Below are 10,356 nucleotides of genomic sequence, written 5' to 3' on the forward strand. Positions count from 1 at the left end.
TCACCGTCGGGCCGCCTACCTGCCCGGGTGTCGGCCCCGGCGGAGGTGCGTTCCTCAGCGAGCCGATCGGTCTCCCGTTCGAAGATGTGTTCGGCGCCGGCGGGTTCGTCCTGCTCGGCCTGTGCTTGCGCCGGCTGTGTGGTCGGATGCTCTTCGGCTTCTCCCAGTTCCCCCTGAGTCGGGTCGTTGTACATGACGGTGATCAGCGGGGTGAGAAGGAAGCCAGAGAGAGGTCCCAATGGTCCGCCGCGTGAAGCAGCGCCGCGGCGTCCATCCTGACCTCCACGACGTACTGGTGGATGTCAGCCCCGTCGTCACCCTGTTGCCACGGAGGTGCCGCCCCCAAGGACAGATGAACGCGAATCGCCGCGATTCCTCCCTCGCTTCGATGGGCGAGGCTGAAAGCCACGACCGGCTCGATGAACCACGTGTCCGGCGACAGCTCACCTTCGGCATCAGGTTCGGTGACATCCGCCGTTCCCGCGGCCACCGCGCGCAGCCACGCGGACACTTGGCTGGCATCGGTGAGCAGGCATGGATCGGTGAAGGACCAGATTCCCTCTAGAGTCGTCACCGTGCCGTCAATGACCAGCCAGTTGTCGTCGTACGAGTCACCCCGGACCGTGCCGAACTGGTAGCGCACTGGGCGGAGGTCGACACCGCTGGAGAAATCGTTTCAGGAGCACCGGACCCGGTTTCCTCATGAGCGTCGGCCGGAGTGCTTGAAGCTTTGCCGGACGCACAGCAAGGACATGGATCAGGTACTCAGGTCATCCGGCGGCGGCCGCGAAGAACAAGCGTCCGGCCGCGCCTGATGCGGCCCGGCCGCCCCTGCGGCCCCGGTCGCCGCCCCGGGTCCGCCTTCCTACAATGGGAAGGTCGGTTCGGGGATTCGGATACCGCTCGGGGATGTGCGGCAGGGGTGATCCCGCATGGGTCGGTACCGCACGCCCACCGTCGTGGCCGCAGCCTCCCTCCTGCTGACCGCGCTGTGTGCGGGCGAGGCCCCCGCCGCCGCCCCACCGGGCCGGGTCGACATAGACGACGTGGTCGCCGAGCAGCTCGATCACGCGATCACCGCGGCCATGCGCGAGGCCGGCATCCCCGGAGTGGGCGTCGGCCTGTGGATCGACGGCGACGACGCCTACGTACGCGCCTTCGGCACCTCCGACAAGACCACCGGCACCCCCATCAAGACCGACATGCACACCCGCATCGGCAGCGTCACCAAGCCATTCACCGTCACCGGCGTCCTCCAGCTCGTCGACGACGGGAAGGTACGGCTCGACGCGCCGATCTCGACGTACCTCGACGGGGTGCCCGACGGCGACCGCATCACCGTCCGGCTGCTTGCCGATATGCGCAGCGGCCTCTACAACTACACCGAGGACCCGCGCTGGCTGGCAGCCTTCAAGGCCGACCCGTACCGCTCCTGGACCCCGCAACAGCTGCTGGACATCGCCTTCCGGCACCCGGGGAAGTTCCCGCCCGGGGCACGCTGGGAGTATTCCAACACCAACACAGTCCTGCTGGGCCTTCTCGTCGAGAAGATCAGCGGACAGCCCCTGCACACCTACCTGCAGCAGCACGTCTTCGCACCGGCCGGCATGGACGCCACCTCGCTGCCGACCGGCGCCGAGATCACCGGCCCGTACGTGCACGGCTACACGAACTTCACCCCCGACGGTGCGATCGTCGACGCCTCCGGCTGGAACCCGTCCTGGGGCTGGGCGGCCGGCGCGATGATCTCCACAATCGAGGACCTGCGCACCTGGGTTCCGACCATGGTCAGCGGGCGGCTGCCCGACGGCGACCGGCTGCTCGGGCCGGCCGTCCAGGCCCAGCGGCTGCACATGTTGCCCACCGGACACCCCGGGCTGGGCTACGGTCTCGGCATCGCCGACTTCGCCGGCTGGATCGGCCACAACGGTGAGTTGCCCGGCTACGAGACCATCGCCGTCCGCCTCCCGCAAGACCGCGCCACCCTGGTGATCGTGGTGAACTCCGACGTCGACGGGAAGTTCGGCAACCTGAGTTCTCTCATCGCCAACAGGATCACCAAGATCGTGACACCGAAGCACATCTGGTCTCTGCCGAATGAGGCCCAGCCCAATGCGCTCCCGGAGCCGTCCGCGTCGTCCGCGCCGCCCGCGTCGCCGAAGCCGTAGGACCTCCGGTGGCTTTTGGGCCGTATCGCCGGCCCCTGCCCCTCGGCCCTGTTGCACCGGCTCGCCGGGCCTTGCGGGAGCGGCCCGGGAGCCGGGGCGCTCCCGCGACCTGTGACGGGCCAGCGTCCGGCACCGTCCGCCGGGCCGCCGTGCCCGGTTCGGGGGAGGCGTGCGGGGGCGAGGGGCCGGTGATGGTGCTCAGGGCGGTGATGCAGCCGATGCTCGCGCAGACGGCCGAGTCGCCACCGGGCCCGGCCGCCCTGTGCACGGGATGGCCGATGAGCGGACAGCTCGACGGCAGCAGGCGCGGGTGTTCACTGCGACCGACCCGGGCGGGCGGACAACTGTCCCCGCTGGTGGCGTTGACGGCCGGATCGAACAGGAGCGAGGGCGACCAGGACCCGGCGCAGTCGTTGCCGTTGGCGCCCGATGCCCTGTGCCGGTACGGCGCGGAGTGGACCGCCGAACTGGCGAGACCCTCTGCTGCGCCGAACGTACCCGCGCCGCACGCCGGCCCCTGGCGGGCAGGATCGCGGCGGTCGTGGTGAGCGGGGCAGAGGGCGCCGCGGGGTCGGGGGAGGCTGCACCCTGGACGGGTTCCGGGCAGAAGCCGTCGAAGCGTGGCTATGCGGCGAGCGCGGCGGGTTCGGCGAGCCGCGCGGCCGCCGTCCGCCATGCGTTGGTCACGGCGGTGCGGGCCAGCGCCGTGCGCACGGTGTTGTCGCCGGTCAGGGCGATCGGGGCGCCGACATGCACGTGCAGGCCGGGTCGGCGCAGAGGTGCTGTCGCCAGGCCCGCGATCTGCTTGATCGTGCCGCCTGAGGTGATGCGGCGGGCACCGGCCTGGCCGACGGGCACGACAGGGGCGCCAGTGCGCTCGGCGAGGCGGACCAGGCCGGTGCGGAAGTCACCCGGGGCCGCTTCTGCGGCGTCCTTGTGGCGGGGCAGGCCGCCCTCCGCGTAGATGAGGAGGTGCCTGCCCTGCTCAAGGGCGTGGGCGGCCAGGTCGAGCGCCGCCGAAGCCCGTCGTTCACCGCGGTGTACGGGTACGTGGCCCTCGCGGTCGAGGGTCCGGCCGAGGAGGGGAACGCGCCAGAGGCCGGCGGTGGCCATGATGACGGGCTCGACGCCGAGGCGGTGCAGGGCGGCGATCACGATGGCGGGGTCGGCGAGCGAGGTGTGGTTGGCGGCGATGATGCTGCCCGGCGCCAGATCGACGCCCGGGTCGGTGGTAACCGACAGACGGCCGAAGACGGGCGCCAGGATGTCGGCGATGCGGCTGAGCATGATGCGGTCTCCAGGTCTCGACGATGTCGGTCTTCATCATGCGAGGTAGAGCACCAGCACCGCCTGAGTCGCCGTACTCATCTTCTCCCCCTGTCGATGCTCAGTCCTGGGCCGCAGCAGCCCGAGGTCCGGCTGGCGCTGCACCGTGGCCGGACTCGGCGCATGCACCGCCCCTGCACGCCACCGGCCTTGTCGCCTCCCACCCTGTCGCCTCCGATGGGGTCGCCTCCGGTGGGTCTGCGAGAACACGAAACGTCCGATCGACGCCTGTGGACGCAGGTTGGCCGTCCAGACGCCTTCCGACGCCGGTGACGACCATGACGGTAGGCTCGCCGCCCGCTGTGCTTGTGACGGCAAGGCGGATGGAGTGTCGTCGTCACGATGGCGGCATCCGAACCCTCGGCACCGTGACCGGATGCCCTCATCGGCGACAACGCCTGACCCGCACCGTCCGGGGGCCGGACCCCACGACCGTCCCGACCCCGGGGTCGCGGCTGTGGTGTCAGTGGGCCGGGCTATTCTTCCCGGCACCGCAAACCGACCGTGAGGACCACCCGAAGTGACCGGCCTGTCCGCCTTCCCGCTGCCCTTCCAAAGCTCCCGTTCCCAGGCGTTCGTGCCGCCCCGAACGCTGCGGGAACTGCAGATGATGAAGTGCAGCGCGCAGTTGCGCGCCAAGCCAAGGTGGTTCGACAAGATGAACGACGCCGACATCGCCGCCAAGTGGACGCGGGAGGCGGCGGCACAGGGTCTGACCGAGGCGCAAGTGCGCTATGTGCTTGCGGAGTTGAGGTACTACGCCGCGCTGCGGGACGGGCGGACCGGCATCGAGGTGTCCGCGGTCGACGGGGTCTGGCAGTCGGACCTCCTCGTCGACGAGCAGCTCAGGTCCCGGTTGTGTGAGGCGGTCCGGGTCCTGGAAGAGGTCCCCGAAGCGGAGCGGGACTGGCATCCCGGGTCCGCCGGCCAGGTGTTGGACCTCGTGCATCCGTCACTGTTCTGCCTGGTGAGAGACGTGAGCGGAGGCCCCGAGCGGGCATGGCAGAACCCGACGAAGCACTACGCGAAGTACGAGTTCTCGGAGAGGTTCCAGTGGCTCCCCACCGACGCCGACGTCAGTGAGGACGGAGCCGTCGCCTTCCGCTCCTACGTCAACAACGTCCACCCCGAGACGCATCATGCCCTGGCCGCCGTCCTGCCGGACCTGTTCGCGCGCCTGCGCCCTCTGTTCGAGAACGTGCTCACAGATCTGCGGCACCCCCGGGCTCCTCGGATCGAGGTCGATCCCTACGGCTGGTACGACTCGGAACCGGAGTATCCGGTCCAGTCGTCCTACAGTGACAAGGCGGCCTACATGGACGCCCGCGCTGCCTGGTCGGACGCCTACGAGGCCTGGTTCGAGGACCGCCGCCCGATCGTCCCGGACGCCCCGGACTTCAACCCGCCCGCCCTGCCGGATACATCCGCCAGGGTCGACCTCCGCGGCCGCCGGCTCCAGGTCATCGTAAAACTCGCCACCGTCCACCTCACCCCGGACAAGCCCGATTACGCCGGCGGTTCCTGGCACGTCGAAGGCATGCTGAACGAGCGGATCGTCTCGACCGGCATCTACTACTGGGACAGCGAGAACATCACCGAAAGCCGGTTGGGCTTCCGGGCCGCACTCGACGATCCGCACTACGCACAGAACGACGACGCCGGGCTGCGCGAGGTATACGGCCTGCGGGACGAAGACGCGCTGAACCAGGTGTTGGGCTCGGTACCGACCCCGGCGGGCCGCTGCCTGGCGTTCGCCAACGTCCTCCAGCACCGCGTGGACGCGTTTCGCCTCGCGGACCCCACCCGCCCCGGCCACCGGAAGATCCTCGCGTTCTTCCTGGTCGACCCGGCGGAGCAGATCGTCTCGACCTCCGATGTGCCACCTCAGCAACCCTGGTCCGGTACCTCGACCATGACGCTCGACCAGGCGAAGGCGTACCGCGAAGAACTCATGCGAGAAAGGAAGTTCTTCGTCGACGAACACAACGAGCAGCTCTACGAGCGGGAGTTCTCGCTCTGCGAGCACTGAACCGGCAGGTGCGAGGCCCCATGGAGGGGGTCCCGGGCCTGGCGTCGACGGGGACGGAGAAGCGGTCAGGGGGCACGTCCCCGTGGCCGCGTACTCGCTCCTGGTCGCAAGCCGGCCCGGGGGGCCCTGCCCGCCGCCTCAGAGGCTGGTGGCTGCGTGGGCGGACCGCCGGCACCCTCAAGCCGGACGTGGCCTATCAAGTGCTGCCTCGTCCAAGACGCTCCGCCCGAGCTCCGGCACGAGATTTTGACCGTTCCTCACATCCTCTCGGCGGCCGGCAGGCTCCTGATACTTGACACTTCGCCGAAGTCGGTCGCCGCTGTTGGCTTCCGCTGGGACAGGGCTGAACCAAGCGCAGCGCCACTGCTGATCCGGTACGCGAGTTCGCCTAGCCGGGCGGCCACATTCGGAAGCAGTGGTTTCGGCGTGGTGAGCGACGCGTGGGCTATGCGTCGTGCTCGGAGCGGGACCGGATGGCCCTCCTGGACCGCGAGCCCGAGGTGGTCGGAACAACCTGACGGCCGGACTAGACCGCCGCCGACCGCATCAGCCCCAGGACGTAAACCCGTCGGCCGATGCTGCACGGGACGGGCGCGTGCCAGTGTTGACCCGTGCCCACGGACTGCCCGTAGCGGCACGACTGACGATCCGTGACCACGGGAGGGCCCATGACCACCACGCCGTTCAGCAACCGGAAGGGCACGACGCGCCGCCGCATGCTGGGAGCCGCGCTGGCCGCCGGGGCCGCCGTGCCGCTTGCCGCCATCTCCGGCCCCGCGCTGGCGGACGCGGGCACGCCTACCCCCGTCCGGAAGCGGCTCACGCTGCCCGTGCCCACCGGGCCGTACCCGGTGGGCACGGTCCGACTGCGCCTCGTCGACCGGTCGCGTCCGGACGACATCGCGGGCCCCGGGCACTTCCGCGAGCTGATGGCCACCGTCTGGTACCCCGCCCGTGACATCTTGCGCTACCCGGTGGCGCCCTGGATGCCGGCCGGCGCCCTGCGGGCGTTCCTCGCCGATGTCGGGCTCGGCGAGCTGGCCCCTTTGGGGCCGCTCACTGCCGGCCACGTGGGTGCTCCGGTGCGGCGATCGGGCCGACGGCTGCCCGTCGTCGTGTTCTCGCACGGCGCGCACAGCCACCAGGGCGACCACACCATCATGGTCCAGGAGCTCGCCAGCCACGGATACGCGGTTGTGACGGTGGCTCACCAGTACGACAGCTACGCCGAGTTCCCCGATGGTCGAGTCGTCGTCCCGCTGCGCGACAGGCAGGCGCCGACCCTGCCCGGGGACTTTGCCGCCGACCTGCGCTTCGTTCTCGACTGCGTCGAGCAGCTCGCCGCAGGGTGCAACCCGGACGCGGACCGGCGGCAGCTGCCGGCCGGGCTGCTCGGCTCCCTCGACCCGGGGTGCATGGGCGCGTTCGGCTGGTCGAAGGGCGGGACGGCCACTGCCTGCGCCACGCTCGCGGACGAGCGCATCCGGGCCGGCCTGAGCCTCGACGGCCCGATGCAGATGAACCCGCCGCTGGCCGGCGACCTGGACCGGCCGTTCATGCTGATGTCCGCCGTGTTCACCCGTGCCACGGATCCCGAGGCCGCCGCATTCTGGTCGCACCTGCGCGGCCGGCGGCTGAACATCCAGGCCCAAGGCGCCGCCCACGTCTCGTACGGTGACAACGAGGTTCTGTTCCCGCAGGTGGCGAAGCTGCTCGGATGGAGCGGGCAGCAACTCCGGGACGTGATCGGCACCCTCGATCCCGACCAAGCGGTGGAGATCCAGCAGGCATACCCGCTCGCGTTCTTCGACGAGCACCTGCGCCACCGCCGGGGACGCCTGCTCGACGGGCCGTCCCCAGCCTTCCCCGCGGTGACATTCCTCCCCTGAGCAGCCGCGACGCCGGCGCGGGGTCCGCTGGGACGCATACACAGTGGTCGGCGACGGGGGAGCGGTGCATGCGCTGTAGGGCATTACCGCGGCCGGCCCACGGGCGCGGGTGGGTCCGGTGGCCGCCTGGTTGACCCTGCGGCGGGGCAACCACCCGCCGGTGCCGGCGGAGCGGGGCGTGGATACGCGCTGCCGAAAGCCGGCTCGGTTGACGTTCCCGGGTGGCCTGAGGTGCCGGTGGAGGCGTGTCGCTCCGGAGCTCGGTTCGGGTGTCGGTGGTGGGGGTGGCCCCTGGTGGGTCCGTGGGCCGGCGGGTGCACTTGTTGGGGCGGGCGGGTGACGTCCCGCTGCTGATGGGTGTCTGTGCACGTCCTCGGGCAGTTTCCCACGGGAAGAGGACTACTTCCGGGCGGGTGGCAGATGATGGAGTCGACTGGACCGGTGGCAGACCGGTGCCCTGTGCGTTCTTGGGCCGTGGAAGACCTGCCCGCGCTGGACTTCGACCCGTTTCTGAGAGTGTCGCTGCGGGAGATGCCGGTCTCCCGGATCCGGTTGCCGCACGGGGAAGGCGACTGTTGGCTGGTGACAGGGTATGACGACGTCAGGTTCGTGACCTCGGACCCCCGGTTCAGCCGGGACATCACCGGCCGCCCCATCCCGAAGATGACCAAGCACTTCGTCCCGATGGACCGAGCGGTCAGCTTCGTGGACCCACCTGGTCATGCCCGGGTACGCGCAGTGGTCGCCCCGGCGTTCACCCAGAGCAGTATGGATCGGCTGAGGCCCCGCGCCCAGGCCGTCCTCGACCGGCTGGTGGACCGACTGGTGGCGGCCGGTCCGCCGGCCGACCTCGTGCGGCATGTCACCTCACCGTTCCCTCTGGCGATGGTCAGTGAGCTGATCGGGGTGCCGCCCGCCGACCGCACCAGGATGCGTGAATGGGCGCAGACGCTCCTGACAAGGGCGTCCGACGAGGCGGCGGCCGAGCGGGCCCGACAGGTCAAGGAGACCGCCGGCAGCTACTTCCGTGAACTGGCCGCGCAACGCCGTGCCGAACCGCAGGACGACCTGATGAGCGTGATGGTGGCCGCCGTCGACGACGGCCGGATCGACGAGGAGGAACTGCTGGCCCTCACCACGCTGATGCAGTTCAACGGCTGGCACGCCGTCTCCAACAACACCTCGAACATGGTGTACGCGCTGCTCACTCAGGACGGGCTGATGCGTCGGCTGCGGTCCGAGCCCGAGCTGGTGCCGAAGGCTGTGGAGGAGCTGCTGCGCTGGATCCCGCACAAACACGGTGTCGGACAGCCGAGGATCGCCACCGAGGACGTCGAGGTCGGCGGTTTCGTGATCCGTCGAGGGCAATTCGTCTACGTCTCGTACGTCGCCGCCAACTGGGACCAACGGGTCTACCCCGACCCCGCGCGGATCGACTTCGAGCGTCAGGGGCCGCGGCATCTGGCGTTCGGGCACGGCCCGCACTACTGCCTGGGACCGCTGCTGGCCCGCATGGAATCGGAAGTCTTGCTGTCCACCTTGATCAGCCGGTTGCCGGGACTACGACTGACAGTCCCGGCGCAACAGGTGCGGTGGCAGACCGACGTACTCATCCGCGGACCGGTCGATCTGCCGGTGGCCTACGACGCCGCCGCCGCGTACCGCGCGCCACGGTCGGCAACCCCTTACCGCACATTCGCCTCCAACGCGAGGAGGTGGAAACTGACCACGGGCCGCAGCCGGTGCCGGCTAGGGAGAGCTCCCACCGGATGGGCCCGTGGGTGGACTGGGCACGCACGGATGGAATGGCCCGACTCCGCGGGCGACCGGTAGGAGCGGATGACTGCGTTCGATTGACTGCGTTCGATGCGTTGGCCGCGCGGGAGTGGGAGCTCGACCCGGCGCGGAGGCCGGAGACCGACTGCTGCTGTGGAAGCCGTCGAGGTCATGGCTCAGCGTGAATGCCGTCAACCCGCCGGCCTTCCACGACATGGAGGTCGATCGGCGCTCGTTGTGCTGCTTGGACGGCAAGAGCGTCCGCTGTGGGTGGCAGATCCTTCGGTCTGTGGCTGGACCACCCCACCAGCAAGCCTGGCGGTGTGGATGGCTGTCCGCACGCCGATGACAACACCGGCCTTATACGGGAGCGGTTACCAAGGGGGCCTCGTGGCGCGGCGTGCACGTGCTCCGGTCCTGGCGGCTGTGGGTCTGCGGGCGTGCTGATCAGGCTGGGGTCGAGGACGTGCAACCAGCTTCCCGGGCCGCCACGCCGACCCGGACTATGTGAAGCGGCTGCCGACGACAAAGGTGCGGTGGGGCGTGGCGGGCAGCGGATGTCGCAGACACAGCCGCAGCCGGGACACATGTGGGAGGGAACCGGCGCTGTGACGAGGACGGAGTGCCGGTACCCGCCCCGCCGCAACACCAATGGCCCTATTACGGCTCTGGTCGCTCAGCGCACACGTTCGATGCGCGCGTGCCGGATCAGGTTCTTGCCCGGCTCCCGCACCTTGTCGAAGGCCGCGTTGTTGAGTAGGGCGCAGCTGCCCGACGGGCCGTTCACCGTCACCGTCGTCGCGTGACCGTTGTCGAGGTTCGTCACCTTGAGCTTCGTTCCCACCGGGAAGGTCGAGCTGCTCGCAGCCGGGGCTCCCGCCTCACCCGACAACGTCACCGTCGACCCCGGGCATACCACCTTCCCAGTCGCCGGTGGCACCTGAACACCCACCGAACTCGCCGTACCAGCGCCACCAGTGACGCGCTCGATGCGCGCGCGCCGGATCAGGTTCTTGCCCGGCTCTCGCACCTTGTCGAAGGCCGCGTTGTTGAGTAGGGCGCAGCTGCCCGACGGGCCGTTCACCGTCACCGTCGTCGCGTGACCGTTGTCGAGGTTCGTCACCTTGAGCTTCGTTCCCACCGGGAAGGTCGAGCTGCTCGCAGCCGG

7 protein-coding genes and 1 pseudogene are annotated in these 10,356 nt (G+C 69.9%); 5 read left to right on the top strand and 3 right to left on the bottom strand.

All coding sequences use genetic code 11. From position 1 onward, the window contains the following. Window positions 1-202 precede the first annotated feature (202 nt). Window positions 203-643 (bottom strand): hypothetical protein, encoded by a 441-nt coding sequence (locus E6R62_RS33760; RefSeq protein ID WP_136217298.1) that lies wholly within the window; start codon window positions 641-643, stop codon window positions 203-205. Window positions 644-932: 289 nt separating this feature from the next. On the opposite strand from E6R62_RS33760, the gene E6R62_RS33765 reads away from it, so the two are divergent. Next, on the top strand, window positions 933-2,168 hold the full coding sequence (locus E6R62_RS33765; protein WP_136217299.1) for a serine hydrolase: 1,236 nt from the start codon (window positions 933-935) through the stop codon (window positions 2,166-2,168). Window positions 2,169-2,506: 338 nt separating this feature from the next. After that, window positions 2,507-2,632: pseudogene (locus E6R62_RS41440) on the top strand (HNH endonuclease); the annotation flags it as partial. Window positions 2,633-2,792: 160 nt separating this feature from the next. Here the strand turns inward: E6R62_RS41440 and E6R62_RS33775 are convergent. Next, window positions 2,793-3,455 carry a lysophospholipid acyltransferase family protein gene (locus E6R62_RS33775; protein WP_136217300.1) on the bottom strand — a complete coding sequence of 221 codons (663 nt, stop codon included), beginning with the start codon at window positions 3,453-3,455 and terminating at the stop codon, window positions 2,793-2,795. Between the two features lie 559 nt (window positions 3,456-4,014). Here E6R62_RS33775 and E6R62_RS33780 point away from each other — a divergent pair. The 3 genes from E6R62_RS33780 to E6R62_RS33790 all read left to right on the top strand — a co-directional run bounded on the left by E6R62_RS33780 (window position 4,015) and on the right by E6R62_RS33790 (window position 9,245). After that, on the top strand, window positions 4,015-5,523 hold the full coding sequence (locus E6R62_RS33780) for a DUF4246 domain-containing protein (protein ID WP_136217301.1): 1,509 nt from the start codon (window positions 4,015-4,017) through the stop codon (window positions 5,521-5,523). Between the two features lie 668 nt (window positions 5,524-6,191). Continuing rightward, window positions 6,192-7,412, top strand: coding sequence for an acetylhydrolase (locus E6R62_RS33785; RefSeq protein WP_136217302.1), 1,221 nt, complete (start codon window positions 6,192-6,194; stop codon window positions 7,410-7,412). A 582-nt stretch (window positions 7,413-7,994) separates the two neighbouring features. Beyond that, on the top strand, window positions 7,995-9,245 hold the full coding sequence (locus tag E6R62_RS33790; protein WP_240802051.1) for a cytochrome P450: 1,251 nt from the start codon (window positions 7,995-7,997) through the stop codon (window positions 9,243-9,245). A gap of 619 nt (window positions 9,246-9,864) precedes the next feature. Here E6R62_RS33790 and E6R62_RS41445 read toward each other — a convergent pair. Next, a partial coding sequence (locus tag E6R62_RS41445; RefSeq protein ID WP_168714264.1) for a hypothetical protein occupies window positions 9,865-10,356 on the bottom strand: 492 nt, incomplete at its 5' end.

The sequence above is a fragment of the Streptomyces sp. A1136 genome (assembly GCF_004795055.1).
Lineage (GTDB): Bacteria > Actinomycetota > Actinomycetes > Streptomycetales > Streptomycetaceae > Streptomyces.

Bases quoted from the DNA above. Each gene is read 5' to 3' on its own strand.
- E6R62_RS33765 (WP_136217299.1), top strand. From the start codon at position 933: ATGGGTCGGTACCGCACGCCCACCGTCGTGGCCGCAGCCTCCCTCCTG.
- E6R62_RS33775 (WP_136217300.1), bottom strand. From the start codon at position 3,455: ATGCTCAGCCGCATCGCCGACATCCTGGCGCCCGTCTTCGGCCGTCTG.
- E6R62_RS33785 (WP_136217302.1), top strand. From the start codon at position 6,192: ATGACCACCACGCCGTTCAGCAACCGGAAGGGCACGACGCGCCGCCGC.